Annotated in this window: 28 protein-coding genes and 1 tRNA gene; 20 read left to right on the plus strand and 9 right to left on the minus strand. The window is 72.8% G+C overall.

What is annotated here, in order from left to right; all coding sequences use genetic code 11:
• The first annotated feature begins 1 nt into the window (after position 1).
• Genes QSK20_RS07110 through QSK20_RS07130 form a run of 5 tightly spaced genes read left to right on the plus strand, consistent with a single transcriptional unit; the run spans position 2 to position 3,605 of the window.
• Positions 2-217, plus strand: coding sequence for a hypothetical protein (locus QSK20_RS07110; protein ID WP_285787773.1), 216 nt, complete (start codon positions 2-4; stop codon positions 215-217).
• On the plus strand, positions 214-1,842 hold the full coding sequence (locus QSK20_RS07115; protein ID WP_285787774.1) for a hypothetical protein: 1,629 nt from the start codon (positions 214-216) through the stop codon (positions 1,840-1,842). The genes QSK20_RS07110 and QSK20_RS07115 overlap by 4 nt, the downstream gene beginning before the upstream one ends.
• Before the next feature lie 37 nt (positions 1,843-1,879).
• The gene (locus QSK20_RS07120) at positions 1,880-2,785 is read left to right on the plus strand and encodes a hypothetical protein (protein WP_285787775.1); all 906 of its coding nucleotides are present in this window, start codon (positions 1,880-1,882) and stop codon (positions 2,783-2,785) included.
• Positions 2,785-3,249 carry a hypothetical protein gene (locus tag QSK20_RS07125; RefSeq protein WP_285787776.1) on the plus strand — a complete coding sequence of 155 codons (465 nt, stop codon included), beginning with the start codon at positions 2,785-2,787 and terminating at the stop codon, positions 3,247-3,249. The genes QSK20_RS07120 and QSK20_RS07125 overlap by 1 nt, the downstream gene beginning before the upstream one ends.
• Positions 3,246-3,605, plus strand: coding sequence for a hypothetical protein (locus tag QSK20_RS07130; RefSeq protein ID WP_285787777.1), 360 nt, complete (start codon positions 3,246-3,248; stop codon positions 3,603-3,605). Before QSK20_RS07125 ends, QSK20_RS07130 begins: the two co-directional genes overlap by 4 nt.
• Here the strand turns inward: QSK20_RS07130 and QSK20_RS07135 are convergent.
• Entirely contained in the window at positions 3,602-3,856 is a 255-nt protein-coding gene (locus QSK20_RS07135) for a hypothetical protein (protein WP_285787778.1), read from the minus strand. The genes QSK20_RS07130 and QSK20_RS07135 overlap by 4 nt on opposite strands.
• 20 nt (positions 3,857-3,876) lie before the next feature.
• Between QSK20_RS07135 and QSK20_RS07140 the strand changes: the two genes are divergently transcribed.
• The gene (locus QSK20_RS07140; protein ID WP_285787779.1) at positions 3,877-4,230 is read left to right on the plus strand and encodes a hypothetical protein; all 354 of its coding nucleotides are present in this window, start codon (positions 3,877-3,879) and stop codon (positions 4,228-4,230) included.
• Between the two features lie 361 nt (positions 4,231-4,591).
• Here the strand turns inward: QSK20_RS07140 and QSK20_RS07145 are convergent, their stop codons facing one another.
• Positions 4,592-4,750 carry a hypothetical protein gene (locus QSK20_RS07145; RefSeq protein WP_285787780.1) on the minus strand — a complete coding sequence of 53 codons (159 nt, stop codon included), beginning with the start codon at positions 4,748-4,750 and terminating at the stop codon, positions 4,592-4,594.
• 132 nt (positions 4,751-4,882) lie between these two features.
• A complete protein-coding gene (locus QSK20_RS07150) occupies positions 4,883-5,104 on the minus strand; it encodes a hypothetical protein (protein WP_285787781.1) in 222 nt (73 codons plus the stop codon).
• 437 nt (positions 5,105-5,541) lie between these two features.
• Between QSK20_RS07150 and QSK20_RS07155 the strand changes: the two genes are divergently transcribed.
• The 9 genes from QSK20_RS07155 to QSK20_RS07195 all read left to right on the plus strand — a co-directional run bounded on the left by QSK20_RS07155 (position 5,542) and on the right by QSK20_RS07195 (position 12,406).
• Complete coding sequence (locus tag QSK20_RS07155; RefSeq protein ID WP_285787782.1) at positions 5,542-5,706, plus strand: hypothetical protein; 165 nt, start codon at positions 5,542-5,544, stop codon at positions 5,704-5,706.
• A complete protein-coding gene (locus QSK20_RS07160) occupies positions 5,703-5,921 on the plus strand; it encodes a hypothetical protein (RefSeq protein ID WP_285787783.1) in 219 nt (72 codons plus the stop codon). Before QSK20_RS07155 ends, QSK20_RS07160 begins: the two co-directional genes overlap by 4 nt.
• A complete protein-coding gene (locus tag QSK20_RS07165; RefSeq protein WP_285787784.1) occupies positions 5,921-6,199 on the plus strand; it encodes a hypothetical protein in 279 nt (92 codons plus the stop codon). The genes QSK20_RS07160 and QSK20_RS07165 overlap by 1 nt, the downstream gene beginning before the upstream one ends.
• Positions 6,196-7,485 (plus strand): hypothetical protein, encoded by a 1,290-nt coding sequence (locus QSK20_RS07170; protein ID WP_285787785.1) that lies wholly within the window; start codon positions 6,196-6,198, stop codon positions 7,483-7,485. The genes QSK20_RS07165 and QSK20_RS07170 overlap by 4 nt, the downstream gene beginning before the upstream one ends.
• 63 nt (positions 7,486-7,548) lie before the next feature.
• Positions 7,549-9,618: a cell division protein FtsK gene (locus QSK20_RS07175; protein ID WP_285787786.1), complete on the plus strand. Its 2,070-nt coding sequence runs from the start codon at positions 7,549-7,551 to the stop codon at positions 9,616-9,618.
• Positions 9,619-9,788: 170 nt separating this feature from the next.
• Positions 9,789-10,028, plus strand: coding sequence for a hypothetical protein (locus QSK20_RS07180; protein ID WP_285787787.1), 240 nt, complete (start codon positions 9,789-9,791; stop codon positions 10,026-10,028).
• Between the two features lie 130 nt (positions 10,029-10,158).
• Complete coding sequence (locus QSK20_RS07185; protein ID WP_285787788.1) at positions 10,159-10,572, plus strand: GntR family transcriptional regulator; 414 nt, start codon at positions 10,159-10,161, stop codon at positions 10,570-10,572.
• Positions 10,573-10,864: 292 nt separating this feature from the next.
• Complete coding sequence (locus QSK20_RS07190) at positions 10,865-11,953, plus strand: hypothetical protein (RefSeq protein WP_285787789.1); 1,089 nt, start codon at positions 10,865-10,867, stop codon at positions 11,951-11,953.
• Between the two features lie 114 nt (positions 11,954-12,067).
• Entirely contained in the window at positions 12,068-12,406 is a 339-nt protein-coding gene (locus tag QSK20_RS07195; protein WP_285787790.1) for a hypothetical protein, read from the plus strand.
• 69 nt (positions 12,407-12,475) lie between these two features.
• Here QSK20_RS07195 and QSK20_RS07200 read toward each other — a convergent pair.
• Together QSK20_RS07200 and orn are read right to left on the minus strand one after the other, a co-directional pair.
• Positions 12,476-12,551, minus strand: a tRNA-His gene (locus tag QSK20_RS07200).
• Between the two features lie 98 nt (positions 12,552-12,649).
• On the minus strand, positions 12,650-13,240 hold the full coding sequence (orn, locus tag QSK20_RS07205) for an oligoribonuclease (RefSeq protein ID WP_088980373.1): 591 nt from the start codon (positions 13,238-13,240) through the stop codon (positions 12,650-12,652).
• Between the two features lie 74 nt (positions 13,241-13,314).
• Here orn and QSK20_RS07210 point away from each other — a divergent pair, with 74 nt between their 5' ends.
• On the plus strand, positions 13,315-14,676 hold the full coding sequence (locus QSK20_RS07210) for a glycosyltransferase family 87 protein (RefSeq protein ID WP_285787791.1): 1,362 nt from the start codon (positions 13,315-13,317) through the stop codon (positions 14,674-14,676).
• A gap of 130 nt (positions 14,677-14,806) precedes the next feature.
• On the opposite strand, the gene QSK20_RS32240 is transcribed toward QSK20_RS07210, so the two are convergent.
• From QSK20_RS32240 to QSK20_RS07230, 4 genes are all read right to left on the minus strand, one after another.
• A complete protein-coding gene (locus QSK20_RS32240) occupies positions 14,807-15,769 on the minus strand; it encodes a hypothetical protein (protein ID WP_502888868.1) in 963 nt (320 codons plus the stop codon).
• Between the two features lie 150 nt (positions 15,770-15,919).
• Positions 15,920-16,651 carry a YcnI family copper-binding membrane protein gene (locus QSK20_RS07220; protein ID WP_285787792.1) on the minus strand — a complete coding sequence of 244 codons (732 nt, stop codon included), beginning with the start codon at positions 16,649-16,651 and terminating at the stop codon, positions 15,920-15,922.
• Between the two features lie 15 nt (positions 16,652-16,666).
• Positions 16,667-18,346: a copper resistance CopC/CopD family protein gene (locus QSK20_RS07225; RefSeq protein WP_285787793.1), complete on the minus strand. Its 1,680-nt coding sequence runs from the start codon at positions 18,344-18,346 to the stop codon at positions 16,667-16,669.
• Positions 18,347-18,389: 43 nt separating this feature from the next.
• The gene (locus QSK20_RS07230; protein WP_285787794.1) at positions 18,390-19,034 is read right to left on the minus strand and encodes a zf-HC2 domain-containing protein; all 645 of its coding nucleotides are present in this window, start codon (positions 19,032-19,034) and stop codon (positions 18,390-18,392) included.
• A gap of 107 nt (positions 19,035-19,141) precedes the next feature.
• Between QSK20_RS07230 and QSK20_RS07235 the strand changes: the two genes are divergently transcribed.
• The 4 genes from QSK20_RS07235 to QSK20_RS07250 are packed head-to-tail and all read left to right on the plus strand — an operon-like array spanning position 19,142 to position 22,180.
• The gene (locus QSK20_RS07235; RefSeq protein WP_502888869.1) at positions 19,142-19,774 is read left to right on the plus strand and encodes a sigma-70 family RNA polymerase sigma factor; all 633 of its coding nucleotides are present in this window, start codon (positions 19,142-19,144) and stop codon (positions 19,772-19,774) included.
• A gap of 54 nt (positions 19,775-19,828) precedes the next feature.
• Positions 19,829-20,353: a MauE/DoxX family redox-associated membrane protein gene (locus QSK20_RS07240; protein ID WP_285787795.1), complete on the plus strand. Its 525-nt coding sequence runs from the start codon at positions 19,829-19,831 to the stop codon at positions 20,351-20,353.
• Complete coding sequence (locus tag QSK20_RS07245; protein WP_285787796.1) at positions 20,346-21,062, plus strand: DsbA family protein; 717 nt, start codon at positions 20,346-20,348, stop codon at positions 21,060-21,062. The genes QSK20_RS07240 and QSK20_RS07245 overlap by 8 nt, the downstream gene beginning before the upstream one ends.
• Positions 21,059-22,180, plus strand: a complete 1,122-nt coding sequence (locus QSK20_RS07250; RefSeq protein ID WP_285787797.1) for a hypothetical protein — start codon at positions 21,059-21,061, stop codon at positions 22,178-22,180. Before QSK20_RS07245 ends, QSK20_RS07250 begins: the two co-directional genes overlap by 4 nt.
• The last annotated feature ends 76 nt before the right edge of the window (positions 22,181-22,256 follow it).

The raw sequence follows: 22,256 nt of genomic DNA on the forward strand, positions 1-22,256 counted from the left end.
CATGAGTCCAGATGGTGGGGCGAGCCTGCACATGCCGGCCCCGCCGCAGACGGGCATCGTCACCGACTCGACGGGCATCCGCTGGCGGGCCGACGCCGACGGGGCTTGGTACCCGGACGCGTGCCAGATGTGCGGCACCCACCTCGGTGGTGGCCTGTCCTGGTCGGCGCTGCTGGAGTGGCGAGGCCCCGTGACCCCGGAGGAGGTCGCGCCATGAGCGTCCCGATTTCGCTGACGGTGGTGCTGCGGACCGGCCGCGCTGCCCAACCCGTCACCGTCGACATCCGGGACCTGACGTTCCGGTGGACGGACCCAGGCGGGTACGCGTCGTGCACGATCTCGCTGGACCGCCCGCTCGCGGTCCAACCGGACGAGATCGCCTACTACGGTCTGCTGACCGTCTACGACGCCCGCGACGGGTCGACGGTGTGGGAAGGCCGGCTGGAAGACCCCGGCCGCTCAGCGGGCGGCAACGGCCAGGTGTGGGCGCTGACGGCAGTCGGCGGGCAGGCACACACCCGCGACCGCACGGTGCCGCTGGTGTACGTCGACACGTCGCTAAACCGTCTGCGGCGCATCGACAACTTCACGCCGGGCGGGCAGGACTCCGTCACCACTGACCCGGAGGGCCGGCAGGCGTTGTTCCTGCGGTTTCCGTCGGGCACGGCGGTGGTCGTCGACTCCCGGGTGGTGATGCGCTACCAGGACATCACCGACGTCGGCATGCGCATCGCCCGCGTGGCGTTCTCGTGGGACACGGGGCTCACCTCGGCGGGCCTGGCGGTGCAGGCGATCATGTCGACGACCGGTGTCGGCACCGCAGACACCGCATTTTCTGCCACCGCGAACACCGCCGGAGGCAACGCGGTGGCCCTGCTCGGCACCCACTTCGGGGTGGGCCGGGACCGGGTTGACCTGCGGTGGCTGGACGTCAGCGTCGTCGGCACCGTCTCCCAGGAGACGTGGTGGGCGTCGTTCTACAACGTCGCGGTCCGGGCGCTCCTCAAGGACAAGTTGGGCAACGACATCACCTCGCCCACCTCCTACACCGCGAACACGGTCTTGGCGTCGGAGGTGGTGGCTGACCTGCTCGGCAGGGTCCTCACCGACTACGACGGCGCGGCGAGCACCATCGCCGCCACCAGCTACCCCATCGACCAGCTCGCCTACGTGGACGGCGCGGACGCGGCGAAGGTGCTCGGCGACCTGGTCGCCCTAGAGCCCACCTACACCTGGCGGGTGTGGGAGCGCACCACCAGCGGGCGGTGGCGGTTCGAGTGGGTCGCACGGCCGACGGCAGTGCGGTACGAGGCGGACCTTACCGACGGGTACGACAGCCAGGGCTCGGCGGACGGCCTCTACAACGCGGTCACGGTCCGCTGGCGGGAACCATCCGGCCGAACCAGGACGACCGTACGCACCTCGACCGTGCCCGCCCTGACCGCCGCCGGCCTGACCCGGCAGGCGTCCATCGACCTCGGTTCCGAGGTGGGATCGGCGACAGCAGCAGCCCAGGCTGGGGACAAGTTCCTGGCCGAGCACCAGTACCCGCCCAACGCAGGCAGCCTGCGCATCGCCCGCCCCATCCTCGACTTGCAGACCGGGCGGATGGTGCAGCCGTGGGAGATCCGTCCCGGCCTGATCAGGGTGCGCGGCATCCTGCCTCGCATCGACGGGCTCAACGCAACCGACCGGGACGGCGTCACCGTGTTCCGCATCGTCAGCTCGGAGTACCGGGCATCAGACGCCGCAGCAACGCTGGAACTCGACTCGTACGCACGGACGGTGCCACGCATGGTCGCCGACCTGATGCGCACCATGTCGTCGGCGCGAGCGCGGTGACCACGTTGACGACCATCGGTCAGCCTGAGGAGGCACCGTGACCAGCGCACCCGACACCCTCATGGCCGCCCGCCGGCTCCTACTCACCCACCTCGACGTCCAGCCCGGCCGGACCGTCGCCTCCGACCTTGACCCGGCCGAGGTCGGCATCGTCGGCGACCCCGACCACGTGGGCGGCTACCACTGCGGCACCGACCGGGTCCGCCGCGAGGGCGGGCAGATCCGCGACTACTCGGTCACCGAGTCCACCCGCGACCGCACCGGCCTCAGCGACTACGCCTGCGCCCTGGACATCGGGGAGTTCCGCCGCACCGTCGCCGGGCGGGTGTACGACCTGCCGCACCTGTCGGCGTGGATCGTCGCCCAGTGCACCGCCGGCACTGCTGACACCCGGGACATCCGGGAGGTCATCTGGTCCCCGGACGGGCGCACCGTGCGCCGCTGGGATCGGCTCGGACGACGCAGCACCGGGGACTCCTCGCACCGGTGGCACACGCACATCTCCTACCACCGCGACGCCATCAAGGCGGGCCGCGACCAGACGGCGTTGTTCCGCCGCTACCTGACCACCATCGGCCTCATCAAGGGAGACACCATGGCAACCGTCAGCGAAATCGTCGAGGGCGTCTGGTCTGCCGGTTTCGGCAAGGACCCCAACCGGCGCACCGCCGGGCAGCTCCTCGCCGAGTCCCGCAGCAGCGCCGTCAACTCGGAGATCCTGCTCGGGCAGGTGCAGGGCCAGATCGCACACCTCGCCGCGCAGGTCGCCCTGTGGGCCGGCCAGGACCCGGTCGACGAGCAGGCCATCATCGACGGCGTCCTCGCTGGCCTCGGCGCGCAGCCGCTCCACGTCGCCGCCGAGACGCTGCGGGCGGTGTACGGGCCGGAACGGGCAGCCGAGTTGGGCGCGCTGCTCACCGCCGGCCAGAGCCAGGCCGGGTAGTGCGGCGTCCGGTCACCGTCACCACCGGCCGGCACCCGTTCGAGGTGGCGGTGCTCGCCGCAGCCCTACTCTGCGGTGTCGCCCTCACCATCACCGGCCTGCGTCCCACGTCGGTGACCACCGGCATGCCCGGCACTGTCCAGGCGATCTGGCAGTTCGGCCTCATCGCCGCCGGTGGGGTTGGTCTCGCCGGGGTGTGGTGGCGTGGGCATCTCAGTGTTGCTCTCGGCATCGAGCTGGTGGGCGTGGCGACGTTGGGCACCGTCACCACCATGTACGCCATCGCCCTCTACGCCGTGTCCGGACGTCAGGCCATCGCCGCGGGCGCGTTCGTCGCCGGGGTGGCGTTCGCCGCATGGTGGAGGGTCGCCCAGATCGGTGTGGACCTGCACCGGGTCACCGCAGCGATCAACGCCGGTAGCGCCGGTGACGTACATCTGCTCGTCGAACAGGAGCAAGAGTGAGCTGGGTCGAGACGGCCACGACGTTGGCCGGTGTGCTCGGCGGTCTCGTCGGCGCCACCGGTGGTGCCGCCGTGTTCGCCAGCCGCCGGAAGATCAAAGCGGAGACGGCCGACGTGCTCACCGACACCGCGCTCACACTCGTCGAGCCGCTCAGGACGCGGGTCGCCGAACTGACCCAGGAAACCCGCCAGGCCCAGACGAACGTCAGGGAGTTGTCGGAGACGGTCGCTGAGCTGACCGCGACGATGCGCCGGTGGCGGGCGGCGATCCTCGCCCCGTCCGCTGACCTGGACCGGCTGCGGGAGATGGTCCGCACGGACGCCGGGCCGACGGTCAACGGCCGGCACCTCAGCTAGTCGCCCCGCCGCCGCACCCGCCACACCCCGTGCTGGCGGCCCTCGGCGTAGAGCCGCTCCACCTCGGCCTGGGCGGACTGCTCGTCGGGATGCTCGACCGACTGGGTCGGCGAGGCGGCCGGGTAGTTCAGCCGGACCTCCCACACATCGGATCCGTCCATCCGCTCGAACAACCTGACGAGGGCGAGCGGCAGGTCGGGGTCGTCCCCGTACAGCCACGCGGCCTCTCTGAGCTGCGGAATTCCAGCCACACCCACACCCTAGGAGCATCATGAAAGTGTTCGGCCGTGAGCCCACCCTCTACATCCAGGCCATCTCCGCCCTGCTCGGCGTGTTCGTGACGTTCGGTCTGCCGGGGCTGTCCGCGACGCAGGCGGCGGCGATCGTCGCCGTGCTCTCCGCCGTCCTCGCCGCGGTGAACGCAGCGATGGTCCGTCCGGTCGCGCCGGCCGCGTTCACCGGCCTGGTGACCGCGCTGGCGGTGCTGGTCGCCGCGTACGGCCTGGACGTGTCGCAGGAGACCGTGGGTGCCGTCCAGGTCGCGGTGGTCGGTGTGCTGGCGCTGCTGACCCGGACGCAGGTGTCGCCGTCCGCCGATCCGGCTCCACTACGGGCTGCCCGGTAGGATCACCGTCGCGGTGCCCCCGGTGGATCCCCGGGTGCGCCGACCAAACGACCCAGCGCCCCCACTGCCTCGCGGCGGTGGGGGCGCTGTGCTGTGTCCGGGCCCGGACGGTGCCGGTGGCCTGCCGACTCCGCCGCCCCACCTCCCGGAGGCGCGGCCGGCGGCGACGAGGGTGACCGCGTCGACGAGCCGAGCGTGCCGGGTGCGGGGCGGCCTGTCCAGCGGGTCCGGCACGCCTGTGGACAGCGCGACGGGCTGTGGATAACGCCCTGATCATGCTGGCGTGTGGTACGGGGCTGGGCGGGGGAAAGCGCGTTCCGCCGGGGCGTGCGGGTGGGGCCGGTTGCCCGGCCCCGATCCGTCAGCTCAGGGCGTCCAGGGCGTCGATGGCGGCTTGCCGCCACTCGTACCGCTCGCACCGCCGGCAGGCCTCCATGGTGCCGCCGCTGGGGGCTGCGACCTCGCGGGCGCCGGCCTGGCCGCAGCACTCGCAGTCGGTGGTGTAGGTGGTGGTCTGCATTTCCGTCTCCCTCGCTCGCCCCGCGTCTCATGTGAGACATTAACGGACTAGAGGGCATGTGTCAAATGAGACATGAAGCGGCCTCGCTACCTCCACATGGAGGCGGCGAGGCCGCTTCGTCGTGTCCGGGGTTCAGCTCGGTCGCGGACCGAACTTCCTGTTCAGCGTCGCGCGGCTGCGGCCGGTTTGGTCGCACAGCACGGTGTCGAGCACGCCTGCCTTTCGGGCCTCGTTGATCGCCTGCCAGGCGCGCTCCTCGGCTTCGTCCGCTTCCCGAGCGGCCTTCACAGCGGCGGCGAGGAGGGCGCGCTGCTCTTCGGTGTGCTGCGTCTTCGGGCGGATCACGTCGGTCACGGTATCAGTCCTGTCTCAGTTGACACACGGGATGGCAGGAGTTAGCGTCTCATCAGAGACATGAACTCCGCAAGCGAGGTCCATATGAACCACCGTCGCGCAGGGCGGTCGGGGCATGCGCCTCACCGCCCGCCGGCCGCTCACTCCGAACCGCCCCGCCGACCGGCGGCGCCGACCGCACACCGCGGGGCATCCGCTCATCACCCGGGTGCCCACGCGGGACCGGCCAGACCAACTGGACGGCACAACCGAACGGAGATCGACATGCAGCGTCCCGACCCCGGCCACACGTACTGCCCGTACTGCGGTGCCGGCCCCAACGACCAGCACACCTGCACGCAGAAGAGCACCCGCCGGCCCTGACCAATGAGAGCGGCCCCGGCGAGGCGACTCCACCGCCCGCCGGGGCCCTATCGAGAACCCCTGGAGGAATTCCCATGTTCATCATGCCCGTTCCCCGCTGGATCGCGCGCACCCTGCTCATCGGTGCCGCGCTGGCGGGGTTGGCGCTCGGCCAGAACCACACCGACTACCCGTGCGGCACCCACCAGGTGGGCGCGGCCGGCATGTGCGTCACCACGCAGTACGGGGGTGCGGCGTGAGCTTCCTGGCCAACATCTACGACAGCGACGGGCGGTCCGTCGCCCGCCAGGAGCTGCACGTCGCCGTCTCCGGTGACGCGCTGCGGGACATCGACGCCGCCGGAGACGCCGCCCGCCGGCTGCTCCAGCCCGGCCAGTACGCCGACCTGTACGAGCGCACCGCCACCGGTGGCGCCAGCTACGTCGACACCGTCCACCACCCGAAGGGGGTCTGATGAACCGCGCCCGCATCGCCGGCCACATCGCCGGTGCCGTTGTTTTCTCCGGCACCTGGATGGCTGCCGTGTCCCTGCCCGCCGGGTCGCCCGGGTGGCGGCTCCTCGCCGGCGGGCTTCTGCCCCCGGCTGTCGCGCTCGCGTCGCTGCTGTTGCAGGCGTCGGCGGACCGGCACCTGGACCGGCAGGCCCCGCCGCCCGGGCCGCGGCCGGCGGTGGTGACGCCGCGCCGGCACCCGCTGCCGCGCCCAGACCGGCCGGTGGAGGTGGCCCGGTGAGCCTGTTCCAGCGCACCCCCGTCGACCCGGCTGTCATCGCCGCCCAGGCCGCCGCCCGGCGGGAAGCCGCCCAGGCTGAGATCGAACGGGTGCGCCTCCAGGCGCAGCTTGACCGGGAGCTGCGGGAAGCCGCCGCCGAGGAGGACCGCCGCCGGGCCATCGCCGACGAGGAGGAGACCCGCCGCCGGCACGAGGTGCGCCGGCAGGAACGGGCAGCGGCCCGGGAGCGGCGCCGCACCAGCCGCGAGGAGTTCCTCACCAAGCTGCGTCCGGTGTTGCCGCTGCTGCTCATCAACGCCGGTGCCGCGTACGCGCAGGCCGCCTACGCGTACGCCGACATCGCCCCCGCCGACTGGCAGTGGCCAGCGAAGCTGACGTTCGCCATCGCGTTCGCCGCCGCCCTGGAGTCCATCGCCGTGTACGTGCAGTGGCACGCCCACGACGCGCTCCTGCTGAAGGCGCACGCCACGGCGGCGGCGCTGCGTCGGGCGTCGTGGGTGATCGCGGGCATCGTCGGCGTCATCAACTACGCGCACTTCGCCGACGGCGTGAAGCCCACGGCCGCCGCTGTGGCGTTCGCGTTGCTGTCGCTGCTGTCGCCGTGGCTGTGGGGTCTGCACACGCGCCGCGCCCAGCACGTGCAGCTCCTCGCCGAGGACGCCAACCTCATCGACGAGGGCGGCGTGGAGTTCTCCCCGCAGCGCCGCAGGGCATTCCCGATCCGGTCGTGGATGGCGAAGCGGTGGTCCATCGACCACTACGAGCGGGACCCGCGGCGGGCGTGGGAGGGCTACAACGCGGAACGGGTCGCACGGCAGGCCGCTCGGCGGGCGGAGAAGGAGGCCCGGCGGGCGGAGAAGGCCGCCGCCGACGTCGAGCGGGACCTGGCCGAGGCCGGCGACGACGCCACGCCGGTTGACCCGTGGGACTACGCCGAACCGATCGGTCCGCAGCCGGCACCCGTGCCGGTGGACACCGCCCGCCCGCGTGTTCGCTGGCGTACTCCGCTGCACCGTCGGCCCCGCCGGATGGGTCGCCCGCAGCCGCAGATCACCGTGGTTTTGCCGGAGACGGCACCGGCTGCGAAGGCCGCAAAACCCAGCAGTTCTGCGGGCCGCCCCGGGCGTCCGTCGCAGGCGCAGAAGGTGGCCAGTTTTGCGGCCCGCTTCCCGCAGGCGTCGATCGCAGAACTCGCCCGGAAAGCCCGCCTGTCGGAGGACACGATCCGCCGGCACCTGCCCAGGCCGACTGCCGCCGTCAACGGCCACAACCACACCCAGCAGTAGCCCGGCGGGCCGCGACCACCCCACCCCGGGTCGCGGCCCGCCGACGAGCAAGGAGCAGCAGCAATGACGCAGGAAGCGCTCGACACCCACTACGAAATCGAGCTGGACGAGCAGCCCGACACCCGCGCGCCCGTCTACGTCGACCTCGTCGCCGTGGACGACGAGCGCCGCCCCATCATCCCCGCCCAGTGGCGCGGCCCCGACAACATCAAAGCCACCATCAAACGGCAGGGCGAGGTGGTCGCCCACCACGCCGGCTACCACGCCGTCCGGGCACCCTGGTACGCGGTCCAGGCCACCGGGTGGGCGGTCGTCGGGCTCGCCCGCCTCGCCGGCCGGCAGGTCCGCTGGTGGTGGTTCACCGACCAGTACCCGCTCCAGCAGGCCGCCGCCAGCAAAAACGACCCCGGCACGTTCATGCAGCTCCACCGGCAAGCCCAAGCCGTGCGCCTCTACCGCGGCCTCGTGCTCGCCGGCGAGGTAGTGGTGCTCGCCGGTGCCGCCGTCACGCTCGCCCTGTCGCCCGGGTGGGTGCTGATGGCCACCGCCGCGGTCGCCGTGCCGGTGCTCGCCCGCGTCGGCCGTCCCTCCACCAAGCCCATCGTCCAGCCGGCCGTCGTCGCCCCGCGGTACCGGAAGCTCAACCCGGACATCGTGCTGCGCGCCTACTACGCCGCCGGTCTCGGTCACCCCGACAAGCCCGACCTGCGCATCCAGTTCGGCGGAACCATGTCCCGCGACGCGAAGCAGATCGGCTCCCAGGTGCTGGTGAACCTGCCCTACGGCAAGACCTTCGACGACGCGGTCAAAGCCAAGGGAGCCATCGCCTCCGGCCTCGACGTGTCCGTCAACCAGGTGTTCATCAGCAAGGACCGCACCAGCAACCGCAGTCACATGCTGTACGTCTCCGACCAGGACCAGCTCGCCATCCCCGCCGGGCGGACGCCGCTGCTGCGGCTCAAGCCCACCGACGTGTGGAAGCCGGCACCGTTCGGCCTCGACGAGCGGGCCAACCTGGTGTCGCTGCTGCTGATGTGGAACTCGGTGCTGGTCGGCGCGCAGCCCCGCAAGGGCAAGACGTTCTCCGCCCGGGCGCTGGCCCTGTACGCGGCGTGTGACCCGTACGTGCGGGTCATCGTCGCCGACGGCAAGAACTCCCCGGACTGGACGGCGTTCCGCATGGTCGCCCACATGGCGATCTTCGGAACGGTGCCGAACAGCCGCGACCGGGATCCGGTCGGGCATCTGCTCACCGCGCTGCGGTATCTGAAGGCGCACGTGGAGAACGTCAACGACGTCCTGGCGAAGCTGCCGCCGTCGGAGTGCCCGGAAGGGAAACTCACCCGGGACCTGTCGCGGAAGTATGAGCAGCTCAGGGTGCATGTTCTCGTCGTCGAGGAGTTCCAGGTGTACTACGAACTCGACGACAAGGACGACGCGGAGGAAGTCGCCGCGCTGCTGTCGTTCCTGATGGCGGTGGGCCCGTCCGCCGGGGTCATCATCCTGTCCAGCTCGCAGAAGCCGTCGGGTGTCGGCGCCAGCCAGAACATCCAGCGGCTGTTCACCCGCTACCGCGACAACCACGCCGTCCGGTTCGCGCTCAAGTGCGGCAACCGGCTCGTCAGCGAGGCCGTCCTCGGCGGCGACGCCTACGCCGAAGGGTTCGACGCCTCAACCCTGCCGGTCGGCCCCGAGTACCGCGGTGTCGGCTACCTGTACGGGGCCAGCGACGACACCCCCACCGTGCGGACGTTCCTCGCCGACGCCGAAGACGCCGACCGGATCCTCCGCGCCGCCCGCCAGTTCCGGGAAGCCCACGGCCTGCTCACCGGCGAGGCCGCCGGCGAGGACATGACCCGGGAGGCCCGCGACGTCCTCGCCGACGTGCTGAACATGTTCTACGCCGGCAAGGCCACCATCTCGTGGCCGGCGCTGGCCGCCCGCCTACAGGAGACCTACCCGGAGGCGTACGCCGACGTTACCCCGGACGCGATCAGCGCGATGGTCCGCAAGCTGGGCGTCAAGGGCAAGTCCGTGAAGGACGTGGAGCACTTCGAGTCCGGCGTCGGTCAGGGCTGCGACCGGGCCGCGATCGAGGCCGCGATCCAACGCCGTGCCATCGAACGCGGGTAGCGCCGGCCCTGCTACCGGTAGCGCGAACGCTACCGCCCTCCGCTACCTGCTGAACTGCGGAAACACCGGCAGGTAGCGAGTAGCGCCCCACGCGCCCAGCGCCCGGGATCGGCCATCTGAGGGGCCCGGGGCCCCTGTTCCGCTGCTACCGCTACCTCGAGGAGATGCCCGTGAAGGAGACCCTCATCGCCGTCGGCGTGCTGCTGGCATGGTCGCTGTCGTACGTCCTGTCCTGCTGGGTTCGCCCGTTCCGGGACTGCTGGGTGTGCGACGGCAAGGCCCACCACCGGTCCGCCACGAACCGGAAGTTGTCCCGCCCGTGCCGCTGGTGCAACGCCACCGGCAAGCGGCTGAGGATCGGACGGCGGGTGTGGAACCGGTTCGCCCGGGTCCGCTCCGCCGCCATGTAGTACACCGACCGAACGCCCCCGAGGAGTCATCCCCGGGGGCGTTTGTCGTCTGTCCAGTTCGGAGAGGGTGTGATCATATGATCCACGCCCGATATCACCCTATGCGTACCTGCGTCCGTACCGTCCGGGCGTGGTAATCAGGGTCGGCAGCACCAGGGCGGTCTACCTCCAGCTCGCCGACCTGCTCCGCGCCGACATCACCTCCGGGCGGATCCGACCCGGCGAGCTGCTGCCGTACGAAGGCCGCCTTGAGCAGGAGTACGGGGTCAGCCGGCCAACTGTCCGCCGTGCGCTCGCCGTGCTGCGGGGAGAGGGTCTGGTGTACACCGAGCGCGGCTACGGTACGCGCGTGGTGCAGCAGCAGACCCGGCAGCACATCAAGGTGCCGAGAGCAGCGCGGATCGTGTGTCGCATGCCGACCGAAGCGGAACGTGAAGCACTGGGGATCGAGCTTGGTGAGGTCGTGCCGGTGGTGACCATCCACGTCGGAGCGCAGACCCGAGGCCCGTACCGCGCGGACATGTTCGACTTCACCACTGCCTGACACCCTGCCTGATCTGCCCGTACGTGCGTCATCCGAGCAGAGAGGCGTTTGCCATGGGCCCCAAGTCACCCCGTTGATCGCCGGTTACCCACCGTATGAGGACCAGGTGGGCAAGCGGCCACAGAGATCCACCGATCGGGCATATCGCCGCAGCCAGGATGGCCTTGATGCAACTTGCCTCCCACCGTTGCCGCTGATCAAGTAACACGGAGCGCTTGCGCCGTCGCACAGCCGTACTAAGATCCGTGGTCTGATCCATAGGACACCCGGCCGCGCGGGGGAGGTGCTGGCCATGTCCAAGATCGCCCGACGACGGTGGGTTCGCGCCTTCATCGTCACCGCCGGCCTCACCGGCGGAGCCATCCTGACCCTGTCCGCCCTCGACTCCGACCCGGCAGCCGCCGCCGACCGGCCGCCGCTGCCGGCCATCGTGGACCGCGCCGAGCGGGCCGTCGACCGCGTCCTGGACCGGCCCGACCGCGAGTACCCGCCCCGCGTGCTGCCGCGCCATCACCGGCCGCCCGTGGACTGCGAGGACCCCGCCGACCACCCGCCGACCCGCAAGGTCCGGCCGGCCAAGCCGCCGACGCCGCCCGAGCCGGTCCCCGACGAGCCGACCTCGCCGCCGCCGGCCGAGCCCGTCGACCAGGGCCCCGCCGAGCCGCCCGCCGGCCGCCCCACCCCGCCAGCCGTCGAGCCCGCCAAGCCGACCCCACCGGCCGCCCCGGAGCCGCCGCGCGAGCCCATCCTCGACGTGCCGCCGCTCGACGTGCCGCCCATCGTCGTCGACATCCCCGTCATCCCGGTGCCGCCCGTGAGCGTGGACCTGCCGCCCCTGCTGCCGGTCACCAGCCCCACCCAGCCGCAGACCCCGGTCGAGCCGGCCCCAGTCGAGCCTGCCCCCGTCGACGCCCCGCCCGCACCCCCGACCACGCCGCGACCGGCCGCACCGCGACCGGTCACGCCCGCACCGGCGGCACCGGCCGAGACCGACCCGGCGGCGGTCGCCAGCCCCCGCGCCGGACCGTCCGGACGGCCACGAGCCGACCGCGGCACCGAGCAGGCCGACCCCGGGCGCGACGCCGTCAAGCCATGCGAGCAGCGCCGCATCGTCCGGCAAGGGCCCCGCGTCCAGCCAAAGACCACGACGGCCGGTGCCACCCGGCGGCCCGGGAAGTGCCCCGGCGAGGGCCCGGGGGCCGTGGTCGACGGAACCCAGCCCTCCGGGCTCAAGCCGCCGGCAGGCGGGGTCGACCTGCCGTGTCTGACCGCCACGGGCGCCATCGCCACCGACGACACTCTGACCCGGGTCGCCGTCGCCCGCGCCCGCGCACACCTCGACAGCCGAGGCGTCGCCGCGCTCGACCCACGACCTGCCTGACGCGACCAGGTCCGCTCATGCTGCGGACGCGCGCCGGCCCCCACCCTGAGGCCCGGCGGGAGCTACGGCTACTGTCACCGGCTCCTTACCCCTTCGAGTCGCGAGGATCGGTACGTGTACGACGCGTTTCATCACCGTCCCATCCACCACCGTCCCATCCAACGCCGGCTCTCAGACGAGCGCCGGACGACAGCCCCCCGGCTGTCCACGAAGATCCTGTGCACCCTCGCCACCATCCAGAGCATCCACGTGGTGATCATGCTGGTGATGGGCAGCGGGGCCGAACTCACCCGACGGGAGCTGGTGCAGGTCTTCGTCGCCGCGCTGATCGGCATCCCCGCCCTGTACCTCCTGGCGCGGGACATGGTCGCTGCCCCCAGCAACCAGAACAACGTCAAGGCGTTCCGTCTCGGCGTGGGCATCGGGCGCGTCTGGAGGATGCTCCGCCGATGACTGCCCCCACATGGCCCCCAAATACAGGTGAGGGCCGGCAGAGAACCGGCCCTCACCTGGGGTAACGCATGGGGTGACTGATGGGAATTGAACCCACGACAACCGGGACCACAACCCGGTGCTCTGCCAACTGAGCTACAGCCACCATGCCGACCGAACCCGGATCACCGGTCCAGCCGTGGCACCGGCTAATCATAGCCGCATCCCTGGCGGTTACGTCCAGCGGGTTACGGTGCCACGCGCCTACAGCTCCGCGGCGATCGCCTTGGCGGTCTCCACGTCCGGCCCGGGCAGCGGGACGAACAGGGTACGGCGGTAGTACTCCAACTCCCGGATGCTCTCCCGGATGTCGGCGAGCGCCCGGTGCTCCAGCCCCTTGGCCGGTTGTCCGAAGTACACGCGCGGGTACCAGCGCCGGCAGAGTTCCTTGATCGAGGAGACGTCGATCATCCGGTAGTGCAGGTGACCGTCGAGGCGGGGCATGTCCCGGGCGAGGAAGCCCCGGTCGGTGGCGATGGAGTTGCCGCAGAGCGGGGCGGTACGCGGATCCTTCACGAAGCTGGTGACGTACTCCAGCACCAGGTCCTCGGCCTCGGCGAGGGTCACCGCCGAGCGGCGTACCTCCTCGGTGAGGCCGGACTTCTCGTGCATCGTCCGGACGATCTCCGGCATACCGGCCAGTTTCTCCTCGTCGGCGTGGATGACCACGTCCACGCCGTCGCCGAGCACGTTGAGGTCGGGGTCGGTGACGAGCGCGGCGACCTCGATCAGGGCATCCCTGCCGAGGTCCAACCCGGTCATCTCACAGTCGATCCAGACGAGAAGATCAGCCACCGGAACAGACTACGCGCAGCGCAGACGGCCCGCGCCTGCGCACCGTGGGGCGGGACGACCGTTAGGGTTTCCCCGTGCCAGCCGAACCTGCCGCTCCGCCCGCCCTGGTCGAGGAGGACCCGGGCGGGCGCAGGGTCCGCCGGCTCCTGGCCGTTCTGGCCCTCGTCGCCGTGCTGCCCGCCCTCTACCTGCCGGGACTCGTGCACGACTTCTTCGACCTGAAGATCTACATGCGGGCGATGGAGTGGTGGGCGGCGGGCAACCCGCTCTACGACTACAGCCAGCCGGACCGGGTCCAGGGGGCCCTCTACTTCACCTACCCGCCGTTCAGCGCGCTGCTGCTGCGACCGTTCGCGATGCTCCCGCTCGGCGCGACCATCACCGTCTTCACCGCGCTCACCGCGGTCGGCGTGGTCGTGACGACCCGGTGGCTGGTCGGTCCGCTGATCGCCCGGCACCACCTGCCCCGCCTGTTCACGCTGACCGTGGCGGTGCTGCTCGCCTTCGCGGTGGAGAGCACCCGGGAGACCGTCACCTTCGGTCAGATCAACATGCTGCTGGTGGTGCTGATCCTGGCCGACCTGCTCTTCGCCGTACCCCGGGGAAGTCGCTGGGCCGGGGTGGCGGTGGGGCTGGCGACGGCGCTCAAGATCTTCCCGGGCATCTTCATCGTCTACCTGCTGGTGACCCGGCGCTGGCGGGCGGCGATCGTGGCGAGCGCGACCGCCGCGGCGGCGACGCTGCTGGCGGCGGCGGTCGCGCCCCGCGACTCGTGGCGGTTCTGGACCCACGAGCTGTGGGCCACCGACCGGGTGGGGCGCACCGACTACACCGGCAACCAGTCCCTGTTCGGGCTGCTCAGCCGCTTCACGGTGCCGGAGAAGCCGGACCGGGTGGTCTGGCTGCTGCTGGTGGCGGCGGTCACCGTCTACGGCCTGTGGCGGGCGTGGCGGGCGGCGCGGGCCGGTGACCTGCTCACCGGGCTGACCCTGACCGGGCTGGTCGGCGGGCTGGTGAGTCCGATCACGTGGACCCACCACATCTACTGGTTCATCCCGGCCGTGGTGATCATGCTCGACGCCGGGCTGCGCCCGGACCGCGCCCGGCCGGCGGCCGACGACCCCGGTCCGGCCGTCCGGCCGACCCGGATCCGGTGGTTGGTGGTGGCGGCCGTGGCCACCTACCTGGTGATCGCCTACGGGGTGGTCTCGTTCCAGGACTGGGGGGCCGGTCCGGCCCGGATCGACGACCCGGTGGACGTGCTGACCCGCAACACCTACGTGCTGCTCTCGCTGCTGCTGCTGGTGGTGCTGCCGGTGCGACCGGCCGCCGGGGACCGGGTGGCCGAGGCGGGTCCGCACGTGCCCCGCGCGCGGCCGCCCCGGTGGATCCGCTGGCGCCCCAAGACGAAACTTGCATCAAATGGACAGAACTGACGGGTAACGTGTTTTCCGGCTAATCTGGTATCACCTACCTCAGACGTTCTCTCAGGTAGCACCGATCCCCCGGTGAAGGTGGCCCTCCGCGTCGGCAGCGCGGAGGGCCACCCGCCGTCCGGGCCCGGAATCAGTCCGGGTCCCCGCTCCCCCGGGCCGTCCCGCCCGGCCCGTCGGGCGGCAGCGGTGGCCAGACCAGGCCGGGCGGGACCGGCCGGCGGTCCTCCTCCGCGTGCCGGTCGGCGGGCAGATCCGCGAGGGTGGCCGGGCGACCGGGTACCGACCCGATGGCGGGACGGCCGCCCACCGCCACCAACATCCGCTCGGACGGCGTCGGGGGCGGGTCGCCGGGCGACGAGCCGAGCGCGCTGAGCGAGGTCACGCCGAGCCGCTGGGCGAGGACCGGCACCTGGTCGGGTTCGACCACGAAGACCACCTCCCGGGGGCGGGGCGGGCGCAGCAGGAGCAGGGCCAGGGCCACCAGGAGCGCCCCGCCGGCGGGCAGCGCCCAACGGGCCGGGGTGAGCCAGCCGGGCCGCAGTTCGGCCCGGACGTCGAGGGTCAGGCCCGCCCGACCGTCCGGGTGCATCAGCACCAGGCTCAGCGGCCGGTCGTCGAACTCGGTCGGGGTCCACTCCAGCACGCCGATGCCCTCGCGCGTCCAGAAGGGCCGACCGACCGGTCCGGGCGCCGGGTCGGCGGGTTCGGCGTGGCCCGCCGGTTCCACCCGTGCCGGCAGCGCGCCCCGGGCCACCACGACGCGGGTCAGCGTGGACCGGGGCGCGTCGCCCAGCCAGCGGTCCACCTCGGCCGTCGGGGCAAGCCCGAGGAACGCGGGCCCCTCCGTGGTGTCGGCGGTCAACCGGAGCCGGTTCGCCCCGGCGTGGACGAACGGCGCGTCCCGGCGCAGCAGGTCGGGCAGGTCGGTGACGACCACGGCGTGGCCGGTGGTCGCGACCGGCTCGAACCGGGCGCGGAACCCGCCGTCCGGGTCGGCCCGGTGGGCGACGAACCAGAGCGCACCGCCGGCGACGAGCGCCGGGATTCCGATGACCAGCAACAGCATTCCGGCAAGCGCCCGCGCGAACCGCATTCGTGTCGTCCTCCTCCTGAGCCAGGTACCTGGACGACCTTACCGAGACAAGTGGCGCAAACCCCGGATATCTCAATCAAGCGGACATTCACCTGAACGCACCGGCCCCGTCGGGAATCCGACGGGGCCGGTGCGGAGGTGGTGGCGGCTTCAGGCGTCCCGCGCCGGCTCCCGTCGGGTACGCGCGAACGCGGCGCCGCCCAGCCCCAGGCCGGCGAGGCCGGCGACCAGCCCGGCGACCCCGAGCCCGGTGGCCAGCCCGGTGTCGTCCGACGACACCTCGTCGGTCTCGTCGTCATCGGCGTCCGGGGCGGCGGGCGCGGCCGACGGGGTCGTCGCGGCGAGAGCCAGCACCGGTGCCGGGCTCTCCGGCTCCTCGCCGCCCGGGACGGGCTCCTCGATCCAGCGCTGCACGTTGCCGTCCGAGTAGGTCTGGAGGGCCTTGAAGACCATCTGCCCGGTCTGCGGCAGCGGCCCCATCGACACCGGGAACTCCTGGAACTCCCCCGGCTTGACCCCGCCGCCCGCAGCGGCCGTCCAGGTGAGCTTCGACACCACCTCGGAGAGCTGGCTGCCGTGCACCTCCACCGGTGGGTCGACCTTGCGCTTCTCGACTGTCACCGTCCAGCCGGGCACGGGCATGGTGGACACCGAGCCGACCGGCGCGTTCTCCGGCAGCACCACCTCCACCTTGACGGTCGAGGCGGTGTCGCTCTCGTTCGGCACCCGGAACGCGAACCGGCCGTAGCTGCCCTGGGCGGCCTCCTGCGGGTTGACCGTGACGTGCGCCGAGGCCGACCCGGCGAAGCCGAGGACGGCGGTGCCGACGGTGCCGAGAGCGAGGGCGGCGGCGGCTGCCGCGATACGCCGGTGACGGATCATGGGATGGAACCTTCCTTATCGGACGGGCACGGTGGTGGTCACCGTGGCCTGGTCGATCTCTGACGTACGCGCGGTGACCCGGAGCTGCCACTCCCCCGACGCCGGCAGGTTGATCTCCCCGGTGGCGTGGTTGTCGGTAAGCGGCAGCAGCGGGATCTCGATCGGCTCGATCCCGGCCGACGGCAACGCGATGGTGGCCCTCCACTCCACCACCGGCTGCGGCCGGTTGTCCGGCTGGTACGCGTACAGGTGCAGGGAGTTGCTGCCCGGCTCGGCCGGGTCCACCTCCACCTGGAGGGAGTAGAGCGAGCTGGTCACCGTGGTGCTGAAGAGGGTGCTGCCGCTCCCGGCGATGTCGGCTCCGGCGGTGCGGGCCGGTGTGGTCTGCACCAGCACGGCGGTCACCCCGAGCACCACCGCGGCGACCGCCAGCTCCAGCCAGAGCGCCCGGCGCAGGGGCCTCGGCCGGGCCGCCTCCCGCCACCGGCGCACCAGGTTACGGGAGACCGCCGCCACCCCGACCACCAGCGCGAACAGTGCGATCTTGGCGATCAGCAGCCGGCCGTAGGTGGTGTCGACCAGGGCGGAGGGGCTGCCCACCTCGATCAACGCGTTCACCGTCCCGGCGAGCAGGAGGGCCACCACGGCGATCGCCGCCCACCTCGACCACACCGGCAGGATCGCGTCCAGCTCGTGCTCCTCGGCGGACCGCAGCAGGAACCCGGCGAGCACCACCAGTCCGCCCAGCCACACCGCCATGCTGCCCAGGTGCACGGCGTCGGCGAAGACCGACAGCGGCGGGGCGGGCGAGGCCGCCGGATGCCCGGCCAGCGGCCAGGTGAACAGCGCGGCGACGCCGAGGATGGCCAGGATCACCCGGTCCGCCCGGCCCTCCCGCCCGGCCAGCAGCGGCCGCAGCAGGAACGCCGACGCGGCCAGCAGCCCGAGCCGGACCAGGTGGGCCAGGCCGAAGTCACTGCCCAGCACGTCCCGCAGGCTCCCGCCGTCGACGTCGAGCAGCCCGCCGCCGGCGGTGTACGGCACCTGGGCCCACAGCCCCGCCAGGGTGCCGGCGACCACCAGCGCGAAGCCGGTCCAGGTGACGCGGGCCGGCCCGGTGCGGGAGAGCCGCCGGGGCCAGAAGGCGGTGAAGATCAGCACCGGCCCGACCAGCAGCAGCAGACCGACGTAGGTGAGGTACTTGGCGACCCTGGTCGCCAGGCTCACCGCCGGGTCGGCGCCGCTGTCCGCCCCGGAGTCGACCGGCACCGTCGACGGTGCGCCGACCGAGTAGGTGAACGCCCCGGACACCGGGTGGCTGTCGGCCGAGATCACCCGGTAGCTCACCAGGTAGGTGCCGCGCCCGCCCTCCGGGTCGACCGGCACGGTCACCACACCGCCGTCGAAGACCGGCCCGCCCCGGTCGGCCCGCGACCCGTCCGGGGCGATCACCCGGATCTTGTCGGTGACCTGCCGGACCGACTCACTGAAGGTCAGCACCACCTCGGCCGGGGCGCTCTGCACCACTGCGGACGAGGCCGGACTGCTGCTCACCAGCACCGCGTGCGCGCTCGCCGGCCCGGCCGGGACGAGCAGCAGGGCGACCAGGACGACCAGCAGGCCGGCCCCGGCGGCCAGGCGGGCGAGCGGATGAGCCGCGCGGGTACGGCGCGGCAGGGGTGTCGGAGCTGTCATGTGCGCAATGCTCGCCGAAGGACAGGGCCGATGACGACCCGAGTCACCTCGGTCCCGCGACGGCGGGAGCCGCGAGCGGGGGGTCCATCTGGCGGGTGGTGCGGCCCAGCGCCCAGAGCAGACCGGCCTGGACCACCGCGGCCAGGTGGCCGATCTCGTGCACCAGGGCGGTGGTCGAGTTGGCGATGTCCACCGCGCTGGTGCCGGCCAGGCAGACCGCCAGCACGAAGGCCACCGGCACGAACGCCTGGGCCCGCTCCGGCCGGTACGCGGCCAGCGCGAAGCCCACCGCGAGCGCCACGTCGAAGGAGGCCATCTCCCGGCTGGTGTGCGGGTCGACGGCCACCCCGAGGCCGGCGAGCAGGATCGGCAGCGCGATGGCGAGCTGGGCGGCTGCGGCCACCGCCACCGCCACCCGGAGCACCTGCCGACGGGCCCGCACCCCCGCCATGGCCGCGGCCCGGGCGGCCCGCTCGTCGGCGGCCACCGCCGCCAGCACCGAGGCGGTCAGGTCCGGCACGTCCACGGCCTGCACCCGGACCAGCCGCGTCACCTGTTCGGCTCGGGCCAGCCAGCTCCGGCATCCGGAGCACGTGGAGGTGTGCGCGTCCAGCGTGGCCGGCGGCGTGCCCGGATCCTCGCCATCCAGCCGCGCCGACAGCGCCGCGCGTACGTCGTCGCATGTCATGGTGGGATAGTCGGTGGCCGGGCCCGGTTGGTTCCCGACGTGGCGCACGCCATGGAAGTGCCGAAGGGCTCTGTTCGTTCCGTTGTCTCCGCGTAACCTGGAGTGTCGTGATCCCCGCGCCGCTGGACGCCGGCGGGGTCGGCCGTCCCGCCGACCCCCCGCACGAACCCGTGTGGGCGCCGCCGCACGATCCGGCCACCCCCGCCGCCGGACCCGATCCGGCGACCCAGTGGGCGCTCACCGCCCGCGACGGCGACCCGGTCGCCCAGGCCGCGTTCGTGCGGCTCACCCAGGCCGAGGTGTGGCGGTTCGTCGCCGCGTTGATCGACCCGGACAACGCCGACGACCTCACCCAGGAGACCTACCTGCGGGCGTTCCGGGCGCTACCGGCGTTCGAGGGACGGGCCAGCGCGCGCACCTGGCTGCTCGGCATCGCCCGACGCACCTGCGCCGACCACCTGCGCACCGTGGTCCGGCGGCGCCGGCTCGACGAACGGCTCGCCGCGCAGGCCTACACCGACCGACCGCACCCCGACCCGGCCGGGCACCTCGGCGCCGCCGACCTGCTCCGCCGGCTCCCCGCCGACCGGCGCGAGGCGTTCGTCCTCACCCAGCTCCTCGGCCTGTCGTACGCGGAGGCGGCGGCGGTCGGTGGCGTGCCGGTGGGCACCATCCGGTCCCGGGTGGCCCGGGCCCGGGGCGACCTGATCGAGGCGGTCGGCGACGCCCTGGGCAGCTGAGGCGGAGGTGGGGCGGTGGAAGCGACGGAACTTCGCGGTGGATCGGAGCGACCAATGACCGTGACCGCACCCCGCCCCCGGGTCATGAGCTGGCCCCTCCTGCGCCCCTGGCTCGCCGTCGCCGCCCGGCTCGGCCTCGCCGCGGTGTGGTTCGCCGCCGGCGGCAGCAAGGTCGGTGACCTGGCCGGCTCCGGGCGCGCCGTCAACGCCTACCAGGTCATGCCGTACGACCTGGCGATGGTGGTCGGCGCGGCGCTGCCCTTCGTGGAGCTGGCGCTCGGCGTCCTGCTGCTCGTCGGGTTGGCCACCCGGCTCGCCGCCGGCGTCTCGGCGGCGCTGCTCGTGGTCTTCGTCACGGGCATCGTCTCCGCCTGGACCCGAGGGCTCGCCATCGACTGCGGATGCTTCGGTGGCGGCGGGGAACTCACCGCCGGCCAGAGTCCCGCCTACCTCTCGGAGATCGTCCGGGACCTGGGTTTCCTGGCGCTCGCCGGGTTCCTGCTGATCTGGCCCCGCACCCCCGTCTCGATGGACGGGTGGCTGGCGGGCACACCGGCCACGGAGGACGAGGATGAGTAGTCGCAAGGGGCAGAAGGACGCCTCCCGGGTGGTCCGCGAACAACTCGCCCGGGAACGACGGCGACGCCGGACGCTCTGGACCTCGGTGGCCGCCGTGGCGGTGCTGGTGATCGCCGGGCTGATCGGCTGGAGCATCTACGCCGGGCAGCGCTCCGACGAGTTCACCGCGCCGACCGGCGCGAACGACGCCGGAACCGGGATCGTGGCCGGCTCCGGCCCGGTAACCGTCGACGTGTACGAGGACTTCATCTGCCCGGCCTGCAAGCAGTTCGAGCAGCTCAGCGGCCCCACCCTGAACACGCTCGTCGAGCAGGGCAAGATCCGGGTGGTGTACCACCCGGTCGCGTACCTCAACCGCTTCTCCAGCACGCAGTACTCCACCCGCGCGTCGGCCGCGTCCGGCTGCGCCGCCGAGAGCGGCCGGTACCGCGAGTACGCCGCAGCGCTCTTCGAGCGGCAGCCGCCGGAGGGCGGCGCGGGCCTCAGCGACGACGAGCTGACCGACATCGCCGCCGGCATCGGCATCGACCGGGACGGATTCGCCTCCTGCCTGCGGGAGGAGACCTTCAAGCCGTGGACCGAGCACGTCACCGACGAGGCGAGCCGGGCCGGGATCACCGGCACCCCGACCGTCCTGGTCGACGGCGAGCCGGTCGAGAACCCCACCCCGGACGCCATCACCACGGCCGTCGAGGCAGCCGCCCGGTGATCCGGTCGCTTCTGCTCCGGGCGGGACTTCCCCTGGTCGGGGCGCTCGTCGCGCTGCTGGCGACCGCTGCCCCGGCCGCGGCGCACGGCGCGGACGCCCCGAACGGCAGCGACTACCGGGTCGGGGTGACCGGACTGGCCCCGGCCCGTGACGGCGTGGACGTCCGAACGGTGGAGGCGGGCGCACGGCTGGAACTGCGCAACCGCACCGACCGGACGGTCACCGTGCTCGGCTACTCCGGCGAACCGTACCTCCAGGTGCGCCCCGACGGGGTGTACGAGAACGTCCGCTCACCGGCGACGTACCTGAACCGGACCCTCGCCGGTGAGACCGCCGTGCCCGCCGACGCCGACCCGACCGCCGAGCCGTCCTGGCAGCGGGTCGACGACGAGCCGGTGGCCCGCTGGCACGACCAGCGGGCCCTGTGGCGGGAGGGCGGCCCGCCCCCGCAGGTCAACGCCGCCCCCGACCGGGAACACCGGGTCCGCGACTGGGTGGTGCCGCTGCGCGACGGAGAGACCCCCGTGGAGCTGCGCGGCACCCTGGACTGGGTGCCCCCGCCGGACCCGTACCCGTGGTGGGCGGCGGTGGCCCTCGCCACGCTCGCGGTGGGCGCGCTCGGACTGGTGCCGGCCGGCGCCCCGGCGGGCCGCCGGGCACTGGTCGCGCTCGGGGCGCTGCTCGCCGTGGGTGGACTCGCCGCCGTCGCGGTCGCGGTCGGCCGGGCCCTCGACTCCGGGGCCGAAGGGGCCGGCGGGCTGCTCGTCACCCTGTTGACCGGCCAGACGTGGGCCCTCATCACCGGCCTCGGCGCGGTCGCCGCCGGCGGCTGGACGCTCACCCGGCACGCCGCCGCCGACTTCGGACTGGCCCTGGCCGGTGCCTGCCTGGCGCTGTTCGCCGGGGTGACCAACGCGGCGGTGCTCGCCCGCTCGGTGCCCCCGCTGCCCTGGCCCGTCCAACCCGTCCGGCTGGTGGTCACACTGATCCTGGTCGCCGGGGCGGGGGCGACCCTCGCCGGGGTGTTCCGGCTGCACGCCGCGAGCCGCGCGGTCGCCGAGGCGACCACCCGCCGGCCGGTCGACGTCGCGCACCTGCGACCCGAGCGGGCCCGGTAGGGACCGGCGGGCGGCCCGTCCGGGCGGGACACGGGCCGTGGGCTCACGCCGCAGCCGGGACCGGAGGCCGTAGGGT

The sequence above is a fragment of the Micromonospora sp. NBRC 101691 genome (genome assembly GCF_030269285.1).
Lineage (GTDB): Bacteria > Actinomycetota > Actinomycetes > Mycobacteriales > Micromonosporaceae > Micromonospora > Micromonospora echinospora.

Excerpts from the sequence above, each read along its gene's own strand:
- QSK20_RS07110 (WP_285787773.1), top strand. The coding sequence starts at position 2 with ATGAGTCCAGATGGTGGGGCGAGCCTGCACATGCCGGCCCCGCCGCAG.
- QSK20_RS07115 (WP_285787774.1), top strand. The coding sequence starts at position 214 with ATGAGCGTCCCGATTTCGCTGACGGTGGTGCTGCGGACCGGCCGCGCT.
- QSK20_RS07140 (WP_285787779.1), top strand. The coding sequence starts at position 3,877 with ATGAAAGTGTTCGGCCGTGAGCCCACCCTCTACATCCAGGCCATCTCC.
- QSK20_RS07145 (WP_285787780.1), bottom strand. The coding sequence starts at position 4,750 with ATGCAGACCACCACCTACACCACCGACTGCGAGTGCTGCGGCCAGGCC.
- QSK20_RS07155 (WP_285787782.1), top strand. The coding sequence starts at position 5,542 with ATGTTCATCATGCCCGTTCCCCGCTGGATCGCGCGCACCCTGCTCATC.
- QSK20_RS07165 (WP_285787784.1), top strand. The coding sequence starts at position 5,921 with ATGAACCGCGCCCGCATCGCCGGCCACATCGCCGGTGCCGTTGTTTTC.
- QSK20_RS07175 (WP_285787786.1), top strand. The coding sequence starts at position 7,549 with ATGACGCAGGAAGCGCTCGACACCCACTACGAAATCGAGCTGGACGAG.
- QSK20_RS07190 (WP_285787789.1), top strand. The coding sequence starts at position 10,865 with ATGTCCAAGATCGCCCGACGACGGTGGGTTCGCGCCTTCATCGTCACC.
- QSK20_RS32240 (WP_502888868.1), bottom strand. The coding sequence starts at position 15,769 with ATGCGGTTCGCGCGGGCGCTTGCCGGAATGCTGTTGCTGGTCATCGGA.
- QSK20_RS07220 (WP_285787792.1), bottom strand. The coding sequence starts at position 16,651 with ATGATCCGTCACCGGCGTATCGCGGCAGCCGCCGCCGCCCTCGCTCTC.
- QSK20_RS07225 (WP_285787793.1), bottom strand. The coding sequence starts at position 18,346 with ATGACAGCTCCGACACCCCTGCCGCGCCGTACCCGCGCGGCTCATCCG.
- QSK20_RS07230 (WP_285787794.1), bottom strand. The coding sequence starts at position 19,034 with ATGACATGCGACGACGTACGCGCGGCGCTGTCGGCGCGGCTGGATGGC.
- QSK20_RS07240 (WP_285787795.1), top strand. The coding sequence starts at position 19,829 with ATGACCGTGACCGCACCCCGCCCCCGGGTCATGAGCTGGCCCCTCCTG.
- QSK20_RS07245 (WP_285787796.1), top strand. The coding sequence starts at position 20,346 with ATGAGTAGTCGCAAGGGGCAGAAGGACGCCTCCCGGGTGGTCCGCGAA.